Genomic DNA, 17,635 nt, shown 5'->3' on the forward strand with positions numbered 1-17,635 from the left:
ATCAGGAATTATTCCGGCAGATCTGCCGCCAGCATGGCTTTCAGGTATTCGCTATTGGCTTTTGCAATGAAAGTGATAGGGATTTCTTTGGGGCATTCAGCTTCACAGGAGCCGATATTGCTGCAACTGCCAAACCCTTCCTTCTGCATCTGGGCAATCATGTTCAGGACACGCGTTTTGCGTTCAGGCTGTCCCTGCGGCAGCAAAGCCAGCTGAGCTATTTTGGCAGATACAAACAACATGGCCGAGCTGTTCTTGCAGGCTGCCACACAGGCTCCACAACCAATGCAAGCTGCAGCTGCAAAAGCCGCATCAGCCTTGTCTTTCTCGACCGGAATGGTATTGGCATCGGGCGCACTGCCCGTGTTAACCGAAATAAATCCTCCCGCCTGCATGATGCGATCAAACGCACTGCGGTCCACAACCAGGTCCTTGATAACCGGAAAGGCTGCTGCCCGCCAGGGTTCCACCACAATGGTATCACCATCCTTAAAATGGCGCATATGCAGCTGACAGGTGGTCGTTCCCTTCAGGGGACCGTGCGGACGGCCATTGATATACATGGAGCACATGCCACAAATCCCTTCCCGGCAATCATGGTCAAAAGCAACCGGGTCTTTCCCTTCGCGAATCAGCTTATCGTTGAGCACATCAAACATTTCGAGGAACGACATGTCTTCATTCACATTGTCGAGCTGATAGGTCTCGAAATGCCCAGGATCCTGCTGATTCTTCTGCCGCCATACTTTCAGTGTGATATGCATGATCGTCAAATTTTAGGTTTATTTATAACTGCGCTGGGTGGGATGTACGACTTCAAACTGCAAAGGTTCTTTGTGCAGGGTATAATTTTTACCGTCCTGATATTCCCATGCAGCCACATAAGCAAAATGCTCATCATCCCGCAAAGCCTCTCCGTCGGGCGTCTGGTATTCTTCCCGGAAATGGCCTCCACAACTTTCATTGCGATGCAGGGCATCAATGCAGATGAGCTCGGCCAGTTCCAGAAAATCAGCCACCCGTCCGGCTTTTTCCAGCTCCGGATTCAGGGAGTTAGCGTCGCCGGGCACCCGAACATTTTTCCAGAATTCCTCCCGCAGGGCCTGAATTTCACTGATGGCTTCCTGCAGTCCCCGTGCATTGCGGGCCATACCACATTTGTCCCACATAATTTTCCCCAGATGACGGTGATAATAATCCACCGTTTCTTTGCCTTGCACGCTCATGAGACGGTCTATCCGGTCTTTCACTTCCCGTTCCGCCTGTGCAAAGGCCGGATGATCCGTAGATATTTTGGGTGTGCGGATTTCATCGGCCAGATAATTGCCAATGGTGTAAGGGATAATGAAAAATCCATCGGCCAGGCCCTGCATCAGAGCTGATGCGCCTAAACGGTTGGCGCCATGATCGGAAAAATTGCACTCGCCTAAGGCATACAGACCCGGAATGGTGGTCATGAGCTCGTAATCTACCCAAAGCCCGCCCATGGTGTAATGGACAGCCGGATAGATGCGCATAGGCGTTTCGTATGGATTTTCGCCGGTGATGCGTTCGTACATCTCAAAGAGATTGCCGTATTTTTCCCGGATGATTTGCTTACCCAAGTTCAGAATCTGGTCTTCGGTCGGATGGGCAATGCCCAGGCGATGAGCCTCGGCCTGGCCATACCGATGCATAGCCGAGCGAAAGTCCAGGTACACAGCCATTTTGGAGGGGCCCACACCATAACCGGCATCACAACGTTCTTTGGCTGCCCGTGATGCCACATCGCGCGGCACCAGATTGCCAAATGCAGGATAACGTCGTTCCAGAAAATAATCTCTTTCTTCTTCCGGAATTTCGGTGGGCTTACGTGGATCATCTTTTTTCTTGGGCACCCACACCCGGCCATCATTGCGCAGAGATTCTGACATCAACGTGAGTTTGGACTGATAGTCTCCGCTTACCGGAATACAGGTGGGATGAATTTGCGTAAAACAGGGATTGGCGAAATAAGCGCCGCGTTTATGCGCTTTCCACGACGCTGTTACATTGCTGCCCATGGCATTGGTTGAAAGATAAAATACATTGCCATAACCGCCCGAGGCAAGTAACACAGCGTGGCCTGCATGCCGCTCAAGCTCGCCGGTAACCAGGTTGCGGGCAATGATACCACGTGCCTTGCCATCAATCAATACCAGATCCAGCATTTCATGCCGGGCAAACACTTCTACGTTGCCCAGGGCCACCTGGCGTTGCATGGCAGAGTAAGCACCCAGCAGCAACTGTTGCCCCGTTTGTCCGGCCGCATAAAATGTACGCTGTACCTGCACGCCACCAAATGAACGGTTGGCCAGCAATCCACCATATTCCCGTGCAAAAGGCACTCCCAGGGCCACACAATGGTCAATAATGTCAGCGCTTACCTCGGCCAGGCGATACACATTGGCTTCGCGGGAACGGTAGTCGCCACCCTTGATGGTATCATAAAACAAGCGAAATACGGAATCACCATCATTTTGATAATTCTTGGCCGCATTGATGCCTCCCTGGGCAGCTATACTATGTGCCCGCCGGGGGCTGTCCTGAAAGCAAAATACTTTCACATGATAGCCCAGCTCGGCCAGCGAAGCTGCAGCAGAAGCACCCGCCAGTCCCGTGCCCACAATCACAACTTCCAACCGCCGTTTGTTGGCCGGACTCACCAGTCTCACCGTGTCTTTATAATGTTTCCACTTATCTTCCAACGCTCCTTTGGGAATCTTGGCATCCAGTTCCATACTTTACGTTTTTATCAGGAAATCACTTTGAAATACAACAGAATCGGCATCAGGGCAAACAGCACCGGCACAATAATGGCAAATGCTACACCTATGCCCTTGACAATGGGAATATAGCGCCGGGAATTCATCCCGAATGTGCGAAAAGCACTCTGAAACCCGTGCATGAGATGATAAGACAACGATACCAGTCCGCCTAAATAAATCAGCACCACTCCTGGATGGCTGAACACGGCTTTCATCCTTTCAAATAAATTCAGCTCCTCACCATGCACCACATAATGGTATCGGTTGGGCGCCCAGAAATTGGCTAAATGAATGACCAGAAAAATGAAGATAAGCGTGCCCAGCAGGCCCATGGAACGCGAATACCAGTGGCTGTTGGCCTTTGCGCCCCACACCGCGTATTTCACGGGTCTCTTTTTGCTGTTGGACGACCAAATAATCCAGCCCTGCACAATGTGCAAAATCAATCCCACAAAAAGCCCCAATTCCAGAAAGTGAACCAGGATGTTGGTACCCATGAAATGGGCTACAGCATTGAACGTTTGGCCATGATCATTCAGAAAAATGCAGGCATTGATCGTCACATGCACTATGAGAAACAGGATCAGAAAAAGTCCCGTGAAGCCCATCACAATTTTTCTGCCTACCGGTGAAATGAATAATTGTCGCCACTTCATAGTCTGTAGGATATTAAGATATTATCCGAATGAGAAAGATTTGCTCCATAAAAGGCGTTCAAAATTACAGCACGATGGCTGAAAATGAAAAGAAATTTTATGCAACATAACAGCCAACAGGCCGGGAAGGTTTAACGGGAAAGCATTTTGATCATCTGATTGTCCACAAAATGAAACAGGTGTTGCGGCTGAAATGTTCGCCAGTTATTTTGTTCCAGCAAGTGGATATATTGGTATAAATGAATGCGATTGAATTCCTGAGCCACATATTCAGGCATGTTCAGTACAGCAATCCATCCGCCCTTTTCCTGGACATCCTCCCACCACTCCTGATAGTAGCAATCATCAGAAGCATGAAAATTGAAAATATTTTCGGTAATCAAGATGAACTTATAGATACCTCTGGCAATCATGTGATCAATCACCTTCCGCTTCAGCGTCATGATATCATTTTCAATGCAGTCATTCCACTCGCCCATCATTTCAATGATGGCATAGTTGTAATCATAATCAGCAAACAAGACCTTTAGATAAAGATTGGCGGCACCAAAGGAATCCCATTGAGGATGAATGTAGTAGTTATATACGGTTTGGGTAAAATGAAATTCATCATGTTGCCGGCCGTAAAATATGGAAAATTCATCCTCTTCAGCTGCATACAGATGCCTCCAGTTGTAAAATGGCTCAATGTCATACATGATCATTCCCCTCCTTTCTCCGGATAACCGTGCCGGTAGCATGTGCCGGCAGGGGTTTAATTGCAAGTTAATAAAATGCAGGTTACGAAATATGCATGCAAGCTGGTGGGCCTGCACGTTTAACGGGGAGAGGGCATTTGCTGAAGAATCGCTTCGATGGCTTTTTTCACACTACCCTGTGCAAGCAATACAGATTTTACTTGTTCATAATCCTGCCATCCGGTTTTTTCCATAACCATTCGCACACCACGATCAATGAGCTTTTCATTGCTCAGTTGCATGTTCACCATCTTGTTGTCTTCCACTCTTCCCAGTTGAATCATCACTGTGGTGGAAATCATATTCAGTACCAATTTCTGGGCGGTGCCGCTTTTCATGCGGGTACTCCCGGTGATAAATTCCGGCCCTACGACCACCACCACTGGATAGTCGGCCACTTCCGTGATGGGTGCACCGGGGTTGCAGGTAATGCATCCGGTTACAATGCCCGCCTCCTGGCAGTGTTTCAGTCCCCCTACCACATAGGGCGTAGTGCCGCTGGCAGCAATGCCCACCACCACATCTTTAGTGGATACCTGATGCGCCTGCAGATCGCGCCACCCCTGGTCTGGATCATCTTCGGCATATTCCACAGCCTTGCGAATGGCCTGATCACCACCAGCAATCAGCCCCACCACCAGGCCATGCGGCACCCCAAATGTAGGCGGACATTCCGAAGCATCTACAATTCCCAAACGCCCACTGGTGCCTGCCCCCAGGTAAAACAGCCTGCCTCCTGCCAGCATCTTGTCGGTAATCGCACTCACCAGTGCTTCTATGGCGGGAATGGCTTTTTCCACCGCATAAGGCACCTTCTTGTCTTCTTCGTTGATGCGGATGAGCAACTCCCGAATGCTAAGCTGTTCCAGATGACGATGGGGAGATGGTTGTTCAGTAATCTTGATAAATGCTGCCATAATTAATCATAAATCGATGCTTGCAACCTGTCCGATTCACCGGCGGAGTTTATCTGTAGCTGGCAAAATATGCCAATCTGATCATTTGGGCAATCGAACAAGAAAGAAATATATTTTATACAACGCATGAGCTCAGGATTGAAGTATGCCAGCCTGATGATAGGCAACCAACCCTTCAATGGGCTTGTGCAGGATACGGCCTATCTGCAGTTCATTCAAAATGCAAATCTCCTGCAGCACATCCTGATAGGCCCAGGCCACACCTCCTACAAAATGTACCGGACAGGTCCAGCTTTCCTTGTATTTGAATACGTGATAAAAAAAGAAATCATTCAATCCGTCTTCCAGAATATTTTCCACCATGTAATGCCCGCGATGTTCACTTAAAAACCGGGAAAATGATGCGAGATAAGTATTGGGCGTAAGCTGCCGGTAAACTTTATCCAAAATGGCATCGCGTGTTTCATGATATTTTTCATAGAATGCTTCGCGGAGTTCTTCATCAAAAATTTCGTAGAGATAATATTGCAACACTTTTTTACCCAGATAAGTGCCGCTGCCTTCATCTCCCAAGATATAACCCAATCCTGGCCTGTATTTTACAATTTGGCCCTGTTCATAATAGCATAGCCCCGAACCTGTGCCGAGAATAGCTACTACTCCGGCAGATTGCCCACAGGCCGCACGTGCCGCCCCCACCAGATCCGTATGCACTTCTGTTTGTGCTGCAGGGAAAAACTCCGATAAAAGCTTGTGCATCAGCTGCTGATGGTGATTGGCTGCACAACCGGTTCCATAAAAATAAATGTGTGAAACGTGCATACCTCTGGGTAAATGTGCCACCAGTTCGGTCTGTAATATTTCACGGATGCGGTTTTCGCTAAGCAAATAAGGACTGATACCTGATGTGCGATAGTAATGCGGAAGGCCCATATGCAGCAAACACCAATCTGCTTTTGTGGATCCGCTATCGGCAATCAGGATGGTTTGCGTGTCTTCCATACGGAAAGTTTTGAAACAAGCAGAGGCTCGAATCCCCTAATTTTGTTCCAAGATAATTCAAAAATGCATCTTACGACCTGATTCACAAAATTCTGCATGCAAGATAATTTATTTCAGTTCAGATGAAACCATCCAAAAAACTACAGGTTTTTCTACCTCTGATTTTGTCCCTGGTGCTGACCTTAGGCATGTTTCTGGGATTTAAGCTGCGCGATAGTTACAAGCTACCCCACCGGGGGGTGCAATTGTTTGTAGGCCATCCCGGCACCATTGATCAGATTTTGATGCTAATCCACAACAAATATGTGGACTCCGTGAATGACAGCCTGTTGCGGAATGCAGCCATTGATGCCATTCTGCATCATCTTGACCCGCATTCGGTGTACATTCCTCCCCAGGATGTAGCCGAAGTAAATGAGGAACTATCCTCTGAGTTCGGAGGCATTGGCGTGGAATACATGCTCTGGCACGACAGCCTCATCGTGCTTCATGTGATTCCCGGCACACCCGCTGCAAAGGCCGGATTACAACCGGGTGATGTGCTTCTTTCTGCCAATGAGGCTCCTCTTTCAGGTCACTCACTCACCGCTGATCAGATCCGGAATCTGCTTCGCGGACCCGTGGGTACTTCCCTTACCCTCCAGGTGAAAAGGTCCCGTCAGGTACGGCCTTTTCAACTTACCCTGAAACGGGATGAAATTCCCAATTCAAGCATAGATGCTGCTGTGATGCTGAATCCTGAAACAGGCTATATCCGGCTGAATGTTTTTGGCTCTGATACTTACCAGGAATGGAAAAAAGCCGTGACCGGGCTAAAGCAGCAGGGTATGCGCCAGTTGATCCTGGACCTGCGCGATAATCCGGGAGGCTATATGGATGCTGCCTTACGCATTGCCGACGAATGTATTCCTGGCAGAAAACTTTTGCTCTACACCCAGGGAGTCCATTATCCGCGGGAGGATTATTACAGCAGTGACAATGGAATTTTTGAAAACGGCAAACTGGCTGTGCTGGTAAATGAAAACTCCGCATCTGCCAGCGAAATTCTGGCCGGCATCCTGCAGGATTGGGACCGGGCTGTTATCATCGGCCGGCCGACTTTCGGCAAAGGCCTGGTGCAGGAACAGTATGATTTATCCAATGGAGGGGCCATCCGCCTGACGGTAGCCCGTTATTACCTGCCCTCCGGCAGGTGTATCCAGAAACCCTATACTCAGGATCCCGACTTTTTTGCGTATAATGACACCCTCAGCAGCTATCCAGCTACAGACGAGTCTGGCCTCGACAGTATTCATTTCCGTGATACCACCCCTTACTATACCCGCATCCGCAAAAGAGTGGTTTATGCCGAAAGCGGAATTACCCCGGATATCCTGGTACCGTTGGATTCTGCTGCTATCCATTCTTTTATTGCCCATAGCTGGGCACTGGGACTGTTTCAGTATTTTGCACTTCAATATTACTTGACTCATCCATCAATCCAGCAAAAATTTCGCACGTGGAAAGACTTTGCATCGGGCTTCTCCTGGCAATCCGGAGATCTTGCTGAATTTTTATCCTTTTGCAAGCAGCAAGGCCTTCACCCACCCATTCGGCTCAGCACGGATGAACAAGCCTATATCCTCACCCGACTTAAAGCAGAGCTGGCCCGCATCGTCTGGGGCAGCGAAGGATATTATGCTGTCCGCGTTTTCAACTCCGATCGTACGGTCGAAAAAGGCCTGGCCTGGATGCAGCAAAACCCGAAATAAAATTTACCGGGATAGCTCTGCGAGAAAATATTGCACGCCCAGGGCATAGCCTTCCAAACCGAGTCCGCAAATGCAGCCCCTGCATACCGCGCTGAGCAGAGAATGGTGCCGGAACGATTCCCGCGCAAAAATATTGCTGATGTGAACCTCCACCACAGGAGCCGGAATGGCGGCTACTGCATCCCGTAAAGCCACCGATGTGTGGCTGTACCCGCCTGCATTCAGCAGGATACCATCACGGCTGAAACCTGCTTCGTGCAATGCATTTATCAATGCACCTTCTTCATTGCTCTGAAAATACTGGATATCCACGCCGGGAAAACGCTTTCTGAGCTGATCCAGATAGGCCTCAAAGCTACTACGGCCATAAATCTCCGGCTCTCTTTTCCCGAGCAGATTCAAATTGGGACCGTTGATGATGGTGATGCGTAACATGGAATAAAGACTGAATATTTCAATCAATGCTGACTTCCCCAGCGGAATGTGTGGTGTTCAAGACCCAGCAAATCCAGTACCCGGTCTACAACAGTAGCAGCCAGTTGTTCAATGGTAGCTGGCCTGCTGTAAAACGACGGACTGGCCGGGCAAATAATGCCTCCAGCTTCCGTCACGCGTTTCATATTTTCTATGTGAATCAGGTTATACGGCATATCCCGAATCACACAGATGAGTTTTCTCCGTTCCTTCAACATCACATCTGCCGCACGCGTAATCAAATCACCCGAAATGCCATTTGCTATGCGCCCCAGCGTGCCCATGGAGCAGGGACAAATAACCATGGCATCATATCGCGCTGAACCCGAAGCAAAGGGCGCCTGAAAATCCTGCACATCATACACCGGAAAGGGAAACCGGCGGTAATCGTCGTTGCCCAGCTCAGCCTGCCAGACGGTGAAGGCATTTTTACTCCAGACAAGATCCACCTGTTGCAATTGCGCAGATAAAACCATGCATTTTTCCAGCAAAATACGCGTATACAACGCACCGCTGGCACCCGTAACAGCCACGACCAATTTCAGGGGAACTTGACCCGCCATATCACAAACATATGCACAAACCTAATCAGTTTGCCGTGGATTGTGAAGAAAAAATTGCCAGCCCATTGCGTGGCTGCAGTAAAATGAAAAAATGGCGAGCAAAAAGGCTTCACAACCGGCGCAATGCCCCATCCCCACAAATGGCAGTCCGATAAACACCTTTCAGGTAACAAATCTTAAGACTGGGGCGCAGAAACCGGATGCAGCGTAGTAATCCGTGAAGGACATCCAATCATCCGCGATGAGCTGCAGGCACTCATCAGCATGATCCCCATCAGCAATAACATCAGAGCAAGTGGTACATACTTTTTCATAGTGCTTTCATTTAGGTGTAAGCAGGTTTTATGATATTTTTGTAAAACCGGAATCTGTCAATTCACTCCCGGTTACGATGCATAACGTCCGGGAACATCATTTTTGTATGTAGCAACAAAAATTTTGTAATTTTTAAATCGTGAAAATTCATTTCATCGCCATTGGTGGCAGCGTCATGCATCAGCTGGCCATTGCCCTGAAACAAAAGGGATATGAAGTTTCGGGTAGTGACGATGAAATTTTTGATCCTGCACGCAGCAACCTGCTCGCAGCTGGTATTCTGCCTGCCCAACCCGGCTGGTTTCCGGAAAAAATTTCTCCTCAATTGGATGCTGTGGTGGTAGGCATGCACGCCCGCAACGATAACCCTGAATTACAAAAGGCAAAAGCCCTGAATCTGAAGATTTACTCTTTCCCGGAATTCATGGCTCACGAAAGTTGCCATAAAACCCGGGTGGTTGTAGGCGGCAGCCATGGGAAAACCACCATTACCGGCATGATTATGCATGTGTTGAAAGCCTGCGGACGGACGTTCGACTATCTCGTTGGAGCCGCGATCCCTGGCTTTTCTCAGGCTGTGCAACTTACCGATGCGCCGGCTATCATCTGCGAGGGCGATGAATATCCTGCCTCAGCCCTGGATCCAAGGCCTAAATTTCATCTGCTAAAACCTCATATAGCCGTTATCAGCGGCATATCATGGGATCATATCAACGTTTTCCCTACCTGGGAACAATACTTGCAGCAATTTGCTGGATTTATCGAAGCCATCGAACCTCATGGCACATTGATTTACAACCAGGATGATGCCACGGTGAGAAAGCTGGTACAGCAAAGTTCTCGCACCGACCTCCAGCTAATCGGTTACAGCCTGCCCAGATATACAGTGGAAAAAGGCATCACTTTCGTATATGACGATCAGCAACGTCCGGTTGCTTTGCAAATATTTGGAGAACACAACCTGCTCAACCTGCAGGCAGCACGGCAAGCCTGTGCTTTATTGGGTATTTCCGGTGCAGACTTCTTTCAGGCCATTGCCAGCTTCACCGGTGCCAGCCGGCGACTTGAGCTCATTGCATCGTATCCGCATGCAGCCGTGTACCGCGATTTTGCTCATGCCCCTTCCAAAGTAAAGGCCACGATTCAGGCACTCAGAAAACAATTTCCCAACCGCCGGCTGATTGCTGTGCTGGAATTGCACACCTACAGCAGCCTGTCAGCATCTTTTCAAACCCAATATGCAGGATGCATGGATGAAGCTGCTGTTGCGGTAGTATTTTACAGCCCACATGCCCTGGCACTGAAACGCCTGCCCGAACTTACACCGGATACTATCAAACAGGGCTTTCGTCGCGACGACCTGCATGTGTTTCAAAACCTGGACAACCTGCTTAGCTTTCTCGAACAACAGGATTACCGGGAAACCAACCTGCTGCTCATGAGCTCCGGAAATTTTGATGGAATGGATATCGAATACATCCGCAACTTACCCGTTCGACCCTCCTCCTCTCCTGCATCCACCCGCTGAAATTTGGAAAAAAGTAAACATGATGCAAAAATGAGCAGGGCATCCACAAATAACATTCAGAAAAACTAACTTTGAAGCAGATTTCATTCCTTTATGTCATTGCACCTGAAACGTCCACTTGTTTTCCTCGATCTGGAAACCACAGGTACGAATGTGGCTATTGACCGGATCGTGGAAATCGCGATGGTAAAGGTTTTTCCGGATGGTTCCCAACAAACCAAAGTAAAACGCATCAATCCCGGCATACCCATTCCGGCCGAAGCTACAGCCGTACATGGTATCAGCGATGAAGATGTGGCTGACTGCCCCAGCTTTAAACAGGTAGCCAACGAAATCAAACAATTCCTGAATCACTGTGATCTGGCCGGGTATAATTTGCACCGCTTCGATATTCCCATGCTCGTGGAAGAATTTTTAAGGATAGGGCAATCATTTAACTTGAAAGACCGGCATATAGTAGATGTGCAGAAAATTTTTTTTCGGATGGAGCCCAGAGATCTCAGCGCAGCTTACCGATTTTACTGTGGCAAGGAAATTCAAAATGCCCACAGCGCCGAAGCCGATGCCATGGCTACCTACGAAGTACTGCAGGCACAGCTGAAAAAATATGCCGAACTGCAGGCATGCGATGATTTGGAAAGCCTGGCTAAATTCACATCCGATGGCGATTATGTGGATGTGGGCCGCCGCATGATCCGGCAAAACGGAGAAGTACTGTTTAATTTCGGCAAACACAAGGGCAAACCGGTCCGACAGGTATTGACCGAAGAACCTCATTACTATGACTGGATCATGAACGGCGAATTTTTACTGGATACCAAGGAAAAGTTAACCGAAATCTGGAATAGCTTGCAAATGGAAAATTTAAAACAGGCGCGTAAGGCCTGAGCTGTTCCAAAAAAATGCACACACATTCATCTGTTGTAACTGCTAACCCCAACGTGACGATCTGAACTCTCTGTAATTTGTGCTGAATCGGTGCTTTAGCAACCCGATACGCATCTTATACGTTGAATATTTAACCATTTCAAGCTGTTAGCCTTGACGAATCGCTTAGTAATCATACCGACCTACAACGAAAAAGAAAATATCGGCCGTATTCTCACGGAAATATTTTCTCTTCCGCTGGCTTTTGATGTGCTGGTCATTGACGACAATTCACCCGATGGCACGGCCGGTATCGTTGCGGCCATGCAAAGTGTATATCCTGACCGGTTGTTTCTGGAACAACGTCCCGGCAAAATGGGGCTGGGCACAGCCTACATCCATGGTTTCAAGTGGGCTCTGCAAAATGGGTATGATTTTATTTTTGAAATGGATGCCGATTTTTCCCATAATCCCGGAGATCTGATCCGGCTTTATGAACCCTGTGCCCGCAACGAAGCCGACATAGCCATCGGATCCAGGTATGTAAAAGGTGGCAAAACCGAAAACTGGCCGCTGGATCGCAGCATACTTTCCTATGGTGCTTCATTGTATGTTCGTCTCATCACCTGGATGCCCGTTAAAGATAGTACGGCCGGCTTTGTGTGTTATCGCCGGCAGGTATTGGAACAAATTAACCTGGATGAAATTCAGTTCTGGGGATATGCTTTTCAGATTGAAATGAAATTTACCGCATGGAAACTGGGTTTCCGCCTGGTTGAAGTACCCATCACTTTTGTGGATCGCAAGCAAGGTACCTCCAAAATGAACAGAGGCATTATCAAGGAAGGCATCCTGGGGGTATTGAAAATCCAATGGCAAAGCCTGTTTAAGCATTACACCCGCCGACTCAGGCGCGTACCTCACAATCCGGCACATACACCCCATCAACCACAATGAATAACTCCGGGGCTTACAGGTTATCTGCATCATCTTAACTTTGCCGCTTCAGCATCTTCCGATGAAGGCACCTCAATCCGGATTGTCCAAAGCCCTTGTCGAACTGCATGTGGCCATATTGCTGGCCGGCATCACCGGCCCGCTGGGACGATTAATTACGTTGCCTGCCGAGGAGCTGGTCTGGTACCGGCTGGGATTGAGTATGCCGCTGTTTGTGGTTCTTTCCCTCTGGTATCAAAAACTTGCTCCTGCAGCAGACAGGCTGGTGCCGCGTTTTACGCAACGGCAGTGGATTATGCTGGCCACGAACGGAGCCCTGATTGGATTTCACTGGATTTGCTTTTTTTCCAGTGTAAAATATGCCAATGTATCTGTGGCTCTCGTTTGTTTCGCCACCAGCAGTTTATTCACCGCCTTGCTCGACCCGGTGGTCAACCGCAATGGCCTGCGATGGCGACAGGTGGGCCTGAGCTTATTAGCACTGGCCGGCATTGTGGTGATTTTTCAGTTCAACACCCAATATCGGCTGGGTATTATGTTTGGGTTGCTGGCTGCGGTGCTTTCGGCATTGTTTACCCTGCTAAACGAGAAGCCCGCCCAACAGATTCCGGCTCGCACGCTGAGCATGTACGAACTGCTGTTTGCCTGGCTTATCCTCAGCCTGGCAAGCCCCTGGTATCTTCGTCATCACAGCATCCATTGGCCTGCTCCTATGGATTGGATGTATTTGTTGATTCTTTCCTGGCTTTGCACCGTTTTTGCATTTACCCTTTCTCTCAGCGCCCTGAAGCATATCTCACCTTTTACCATCAACCTATCCTACAACCTAGAACCTGTTTACGGCATCCTCATCGCCTTTGCCTTGTTTCATGAAAACCGCATGCTGGATATGAGCTTTTATGTGGGCTTTGCCTGCATTTTTCTTTCGGTGTTAATGCAAACCCTTTATACTTTGTATAAACATCGCATGGGATTGTTTGTCACAGTCAATCAAAGGATAGAAACTTAGGCTGGAAGCGTATTTCCGGCTGAAAAAGCAAAAAAAGCAGATACGCTTAGGATCAGTGGGTTTTACTGAATTTTCCTAATTTGTCTAAAAATACCGGTCGTGATTTCCAGGGAGAGTATTTCAGAAGTGCTGCAGCGGGTTGACATTGTGGATGTCATTGGCAGTTTTGTACGTCTGAAAAAGCGGGGAGCCAACTATCTGGGGCTTTGTCCGTTTCACCATGAAAAAACACCCTCTTTTACGGTCTCGCCAAGCAAAGAAATTTATAAATGTTTTGGCTGCGGCCGCAGTGGCAATGTCATTGGCTTCCTGATGGAACACGAAAAGCTGAGCTATGTGGAAGCTATCCGCTGGCTCGCTCAGCGTTATCATGTAGAGCTGCAGGAAACGGCTGTTTCACCCGAGTGGAAGGAACAGCAAATGCTGGCCGACAGCCTTTTTATCATCAACCATTTTGCACAGGAGTTTTTCACCCACGCCTTACTGGAAACCGATGAAGGGCGGCATATCGGGCTGAGTTACCTGCAGGAAAGAGGCCTGCGGGAACATATCATCCAAAAATTTCAGCTGGGATACAATCCGGAGAATGGAGATGCATTTGCCCGGGCAGCGCTGGATAAAGGTTATCACGCAGAATATCTCCTGAAGACCGGACTCATTGCCAGGCGAGCAGGCGCACAGGGAAGCGAATTTCCCTATCGCGATCCTTATGCGGGCCGCATCATTTTCCCCGTTCACAACCTCAGCGGCAAGATAGCTGGCTTCGGCGCTCGCAGCCTGCGCAACGATCCGCATACACCCAAATACATCAACACGCCGGAAAATGAGATTTACGTTAAAAGCAAAATCCTGTACGGCCTTTACCAGGCCCGGCAGGCTATCGGAAAAGAAGATGAATGCCTGCTGGTGGAAGGCTATATGGACGTGCTGGCCATGCATCAGGCTGGAATTGAAAACACAGTAGCTTCCAGCGGCACTTCGCTCACGACCGATCAATTGCAGCTGATCCGAAAGCTTACCCGCAGGCTAACCATTGTCTACGATGGCGATGCTGCCGGCATCAAAGCTGCCCAGCGCGGGATGGATCTGGCTCTGGAACAGGGGCTGGATGTGCGGCTGGTACTTTTGCCCGATGGCGAAGATCCGGACAGCTTTGTTTACAAGCATGGAGCCCAGGCTCTCAAAGAATTTATCGCAACCCATAAAAAAGATATCATCCTCTTTCAGCTGGAAACAGCCGCAGCAGGCGCATCGGATGATATTGAAAAAAAATCAGCCTTAATCAATCAAATAGCCGCTACCCTGGCTCATTTGCACGATAGCACAGATTTTCTGCGCAGGCAGGATTATATTCGCCGTTGCAGCCAGATGCTGCATATCGATGAACAGGGGCTCACTTCGCTTGTCAATAAATTCATCCGGGAACAACTGCAGCGCAAATCCATTCCGGCTTCCACACAAGCTGAAGGCCAGTTGCTTGCGCAAACCGCTGAAGATGCAAACAAGGCAGATACCCTGCAACTGCTTCAGCAGGATGAGCAGCAGGAAAAAGGGTTGATCAAGATTTTACTAAAATACGGACAGCTGCCTCTGAAAGAAAATTACACCATTGCTGATTTCATTTTTAACCAGGGCGTACAACTGGAATTAATGGAACATCCCATAGCCAAGATGATTATGCTGGAATACCAGCAACTGTATGAAAAACAGCAAACCATTGATCTGCGTTATTTCCTGTATCACGAAAATCCGGAAATCGGAAAGTTTGTAGCCGAAGTGCTGAATCTGCAATCGGATGAACCCCTGAGCGAAAACTGGGAACAACGCTTTCAACTCCAGATACAACGCGAACATGATATACCCATTGAGCAAGCTATTCAGACCGTCCACCATTTGAAAATGCACAAACTGAAAAAAATGATAGCCGATAACCTTCGTGAACTCCAGCAAGCACAAACCGAAGAAGAAATGCTGCATTGCATCGAATTGCATCAACAACTTAAAGCCCTCGAAAAACAGCTCGCCGAAGCTACAGGCACGGTTATTTATCATTAGCAGCCAATATCAAATCCAGATAAGATGCCTGCACAAGCTGATCGGCAGCGATGTGCAGCGAATCACGATAATACGCTGCCAGTTGTTCCATTTGCTGTTTATCCACAGTTGCAGAATCCTCAATAACTTCTGCTTCCACAAAAAATCCCAAACCACTCACTTCATCGAGATGAAATTTGGTTTGCCCGATGAAATAAATCTCTCGTTTTTTATGAACCTCACCCAATATACCCAAACAAGCCGCCAGCAGCTGTTTTAAGTTTTGTGCATCCTGTAGGGGATAGAGCCATACATCTGATTGCCTGATAGCAGCATTTTCTTCCCTCCGGTAGTAAATCAAAGCCCGTTCAATATTGCCTATCCGCAATTTTAACCTGCCCTCCGGCACCCGGAAATACACATCCACCTGTTCGTCAGTGCCTATAAATCTGGCATGCTGGCTCTGCAACCAATGACGCGCATCAGCAAGTCCGGCCACCCGGGCTTTAAATTCCACATTCACCGGCATCATGTTTAATTTTTGGCATGATTGTTAAAACATTTTAAAGAGAACAGGCAAAATTACCGATCAATCTCTGATAAATGAGTTGAGTCAATTAAATTTGTACACATCAACATACAAGATTATGCTTAAATATTCATACATGATCACAAACGCCATAACCTTTTTCCTCAAAAGAATAAACCAGTTGTCCACGGCCATGCCCAAATCTTTGTATGCAAATTTGTGGTGGCTCATCTTGCTCATCATCCATATATCTGCCTATGCACAGGACACAGCGAGTGTGGTGATTCCGGATACACTTACTCCTGTTACAGATACGGTAAGCATGGGGCTGGAACATATGCGTATCCAGACCACAGACAGCATCCTGCAAAGCCTGTATCAGCAAATTAAAAAACTATCGGAAAGTGACCGCCAGAATGCCATAGCCATCCAGGGCCTGCTCCAGGGCCGCGAAGTGGATAATATGACCAAATACCAGTTGATGAAAAACAATATTATCAATGCTACCCAAACTTATTACCTGCTAAACAAAAAAATCATTGACCTGAAAAGCCGTGCCAGTACAAACAACCTGGATGTATTTATCGCTTCCATTAATAATCCTGAAAGCAAAGAACTGGGGTTTTCCTTTAACGAACGCGTAATTGAGCTGGTTAAAAAAATTGTACTGGAAGGCAAGGCCGATGCAAACAAACGAAATCAAAAAATTGTAGAATCAACCAATTCCATTATCAACAGCCCGATATTCAAAAGCTTTACCGCTCTTTCACCTCCCTTGGGTATAGCCAATGCAATTATGACTTTCTTCCAAAGCATCAGCATTACAGATAAGTCAATCAACCAAAAAAATCTGAAAGCGTTTGAAAATGAGCTGAACAAGTACGTGATGTTTTACACCTCATTAAATGAAGGTAACCAGAAATTTAAATATGGTTTGAACTTTAACAGGGATCAGCTAAACAGCCTGCATGAGGATTTATATAATCATCTGCTGTTCACGGCTTCTGCTATGAAATTTAATTTGCCCGATCGGAAAAACAAATCACTTGCAGAAGCCATGAATCAATTCTTTCTCACCTTCACACGGGAAAGAGTAGAACAATATTTCAATCAGCTGGAAAAACAATATACAAATCCAAAGACCGGAAAAATTGATTATGAAAGATTACTGCGGGAAAACGGAAATCTGAAGGAAGTAAATAATCAACTGGAGGACCTGGTATTGTTAACCAAACGTTTTGAAAATATTTACAACGAGTATTTCACTTTGCTGGATAATTATTATGCGCAGGTGAACAATGCCCTTCAGATTGCCGCCGACAATGGATTGGCTGATAAAAACCTGATTAAACAGAAACAGCAGGAATTTGCCCAGCTTGAACAAGAAGCAATAAATGATATGAAAGCATCTATCAACATTGATGAGCTGAAAAACTCAACGGATAATATTAAGTACCGATTTAAGATTTATTAACGGATACAGAGACAAGGTGCAAGTAATCAGATATCT

General features: G+C 47.6%; 17 protein-coding genes. 7 read left to right on the forward strand and 10 right to left on the reverse strand.

The annotated features are described in order from the left end of the window. Positions 1–8: 8 nt before the first annotated feature. The 6 genes from BM367_RS02205 to BM367_RS02230 form a co-directional block, all read right to left on the reverse strand. Positions 9–764, reverse strand: a complete 756-nt coding sequence (locus tag BM367_RS02205; protein WP_092457096.1) for a succinate dehydrogenase/fumarate reductase iron-sulfur subunit — start codon at positions 762–764, stop codon at positions 9–11. Between the two features lie 18 nt (positions 765–782). After that, positions 783–2,759 carry a fumarate reductase/succinate dehydrogenase flavoprotein subunit gene (locus BM367_RS02210; RefSeq protein WP_092457099.1) on the reverse strand — a complete coding sequence of 659 codons (1,977 nt, stop codon included), beginning with the start codon at positions 2,757–2,759 and terminating at the stop codon, positions 783–785. Between the two features lie 14 nt (positions 2,760–2,773). Continuing rightward, entirely contained in the window at positions 2,774–3,442 is a 669-nt protein-coding gene (locus BM367_RS02215) for a succinate dehydrogenase cytochrome b subunit (RefSeq protein ID WP_092457102.1), read from the reverse strand. 131 nt (positions 3,443–3,573) lie between these two features. Continuing rightward, positions 3,574–4,182, reverse strand: a complete 609-nt coding sequence (locus BM367_RS02220) for a hypothetical protein (protein WP_245759871.1) — start codon at positions 4,180–4,182, stop codon at positions 3,574–3,576. Between the two features lie 77 nt (positions 4,183–4,259). After that, a complete protein-coding gene (gene murQ / locus BM367_RS02225) occupies positions 4,260–5,096 on the reverse strand; it encodes an N-acetylmuramic acid 6-phosphate etherase (protein WP_092457105.1) in 837 nt (278 codons plus the stop codon). 132 nt (positions 5,097–5,228) lie between these two features. Beyond that, positions 5,229–6,098 carry an N-acetylglucosamine kinase gene (locus BM367_RS02230; RefSeq protein ID WP_092457108.1) on the reverse strand — a complete coding sequence of 290 codons (870 nt, stop codon included), beginning with the start codon at positions 6,096–6,098 and terminating at the stop codon, positions 5,229–5,231. A gap of 122 nt (positions 6,099–6,220) precedes the next feature. Between BM367_RS02230 and BM367_RS02235 the strand changes: the two genes are divergently transcribed. Then, positions 6,221–7,849: a S41 family peptidase gene (locus BM367_RS02235; protein WP_092457111.1), complete on the forward strand. Its 1,629-nt coding sequence runs from the start codon at positions 6,221–6,223 to the stop codon at positions 7,847–7,849. A gap of 3 nt (positions 7,850–7,852) precedes the next feature. Here BM367_RS02235 and aroQ read toward each other — a convergent pair whose 3' ends face one another. The 3 genes from aroQ to BM367_RS12145 all read right to left on the reverse strand — a co-directional run bounded on the left by aroQ (position 7,853) and on the right by BM367_RS12145 (position 9,200). Beyond that, positions 7,853–8,284 (reverse strand): type II 3-dehydroquinate dehydratase, encoded by a 432-nt coding sequence (gene aroQ, locus BM367_RS02240; RefSeq protein ID WP_092457114.1) that lies wholly within the window; start codon positions 8,282–8,284, stop codon positions 7,853–7,855. A gap of 23 nt (positions 8,285–8,307) precedes the next feature. Further along, complete coding sequence (locus BM367_RS02245; RefSeq protein WP_092457117.1) at positions 8,308–8,886, reverse strand: UbiX family flavin prenyltransferase; 579 nt, start codon at positions 8,884–8,886, stop codon at positions 8,308–8,310. Between the two features lie 176 nt (positions 8,887–9,062). After that, entirely contained in the window at positions 9,063–9,200 is a 138-nt protein-coding gene (locus BM367_RS12145; RefSeq protein ID WP_177224080.1) for a hypothetical protein, read from the reverse strand. Positions 9,201–9,340: 140 nt separating this feature from the next. On the opposite strand from BM367_RS12145, the gene BM367_RS02250 reads away from it, so the two are divergent. From BM367_RS02250 to dnaG, 5 genes are all read left to right on the forward strand, one after another. Next, complete coding sequence (locus tag BM367_RS02250; protein ID WP_092457120.1) at positions 9,341–10,729, forward strand: UDP-N-acetylmuramate--L-alanine ligase; 1,389 nt, start codon at positions 9,341–9,343, stop codon at positions 10,727–10,729. Positions 10,730–10,822: 93 nt separating this feature from the next. Then, positions 10,823–11,617 carry a 3'-5' exonuclease gene (locus BM367_RS02255; protein ID WP_092457123.1) on the forward strand — a complete coding sequence of 265 codons (795 nt, stop codon included), beginning with the start codon at positions 10,823–10,825 and terminating at the stop codon, positions 11,615–11,617. Positions 11,618–11,770: 153 nt separating this feature from the next. After that, the gene (locus tag BM367_RS02260; RefSeq protein WP_092457127.1) at positions 11,771–12,553 is read left to right on the forward strand and encodes a polyprenol monophosphomannose synthase; all 783 of its coding nucleotides are present in this window, start codon (positions 11,771–11,773) and stop codon (positions 12,551–12,553) included. Positions 12,554–12,614: 61 nt separating this feature from the next. Further along, positions 12,615–13,562: a DMT family transporter gene (locus BM367_RS02265; protein ID WP_092457130.1), complete on the forward strand. Its 948-nt coding sequence runs from the start codon at positions 12,615–12,617 to the stop codon at positions 13,560–13,562. 99 nt (positions 13,563–13,661) lie between these two features. Next, the gene (gene dnaG, locus BM367_RS02270; protein ID WP_092457133.1) at positions 13,662–15,617 is read left to right on the forward strand and encodes a DNA primase; all 1,956 of its coding nucleotides are present in this window, start codon (positions 13,662–13,664) and stop codon (positions 15,615–15,617) included. On the opposite strand, the gene BM367_RS02275 is transcribed toward dnaG, so the two are convergent. Beyond that, positions 15,604–16,125, reverse strand: coding sequence for a class IV adenylate cyclase (locus BM367_RS02275; protein ID WP_222842554.1), 522 nt, complete (start codon positions 16,123–16,125; stop codon positions 15,604–15,606). The genes dnaG and BM367_RS02275 overlap by 14 nt on opposite strands. Positions 16,126–16,318: 193 nt before the next feature. On the opposite strand from BM367_RS02275, the gene BM367_RS02280 reads away from it, so the two are divergent. After that, positions 16,319–17,599: a hypothetical protein gene (locus tag BM367_RS02280; protein WP_092457139.1), complete on the forward strand. Its 1,281-nt coding sequence runs from the start codon at positions 16,319–16,321 to the stop codon at positions 17,597–17,599. The last annotated feature ends 36 nt before the right edge of the window (positions 17,600–17,635 follow it).

The organism is Thermoflavifilum thermophilum (genome assembly GCF_900116565.1).
In the GTDB taxonomy this organism is placed as follows: domain Bacteria; phylum Bacteroidota; class Bacteroidia; order Chitinophagales; family Chitinophagaceae; genus Thermoflavifilum; species Thermoflavifilum thermophilum.

Bases quoted from the DNA above. Each gene is read 5' to 3' on its own strand.
- BM367_RS02215 (WP_092457102.1), bottom strand. From the start codon at position 3,442: ATGAAGTGGCGACAATTATTCATTTCACCGGTAGGCAGAAAAATTGTG.
- BM367_RS02220 (WP_245759871.1), bottom strand. From the start codon at position 4,182: ATGCTACCGGCACGGTTATCCGGAGAAAGGAGGGGAATGATCATGTAT.
- BM367_RS02255 (WP_092457123.1), top strand. From the start codon at position 10,823: ATGTCATTGCACCTGAAACGTCCACTTGTTTTCCTCGATCTGGAAACC.
- BM367_RS02230 (WP_092457108.1), bottom strand. From the start codon at position 6,098: ATGGAAGACACGCAAACCATCCTGATTGCCGATAGCGGATCCACAAAA.
- BM367_RS02280 (WP_092457139.1), top strand. From the start codon at position 16,319: ATGCCCAAATCTTTGTATGCAAATTTGTGGTGGCTCATCTTGCTCATC.
- aroQ (WP_092457114.1), bottom strand. From the start codon at position 8,284: ATGTTACGCATCACCATCATCAACGGTCCCAATTTGAATCTGCTCGGG.
- murQ (WP_092457105.1), bottom strand. From the start codon at position 5,096: ATGGCAGCATTTATCAAGATTACTGAACAACCATCTCCCCATCGTCAT.
- BM367_RS02245 (WP_092457117.1), bottom strand. From the start codon at position 8,886: ATGGCGGGTCAAGTTCCCCTGAAATTGGTCGTGGCTGTTACGGGTGCC.
- BM367_RS02235 (WP_092457111.1), top strand. From the start codon at position 6,221: ATGAAACCATCCAAAAAACTACAGGTTTTTCTACCTCTGATTTTGTCC.
- BM367_RS02205 (WP_092457096.1), bottom strand. From the start codon at position 764: ATGCATATCACACTGAAAGTATGGCGGCAGAAGAATCAGCAGGATCCT.
- BM367_RS02210 (WP_092457099.1), bottom strand. From the start codon at position 2,759: ATGGAACTGGATGCCAAGATTCCCAAAGGAGCGTTGGAAGATAAGTGG.
- BM367_RS12145 (WP_177224080.1), bottom strand. From the start codon at position 9,200: ATGAAAAAGTATGTACCACTTGCTCTGATGTTATTGCTGATGGGGATC.
- BM367_RS02265 (WP_092457130.1), top strand. From the start codon at position 12,615: ATGAAGGCACCTCAATCCGGATTGTCCAAAGCCCTTGTCGAACTGCAT.
- BM367_RS02275 (WP_222842554.1), bottom strand. From the start codon at position 16,125: ATGCCGGTGAATGTGGAATTTAAAGCCCGGGTGGCCGGACTTGCTGAT.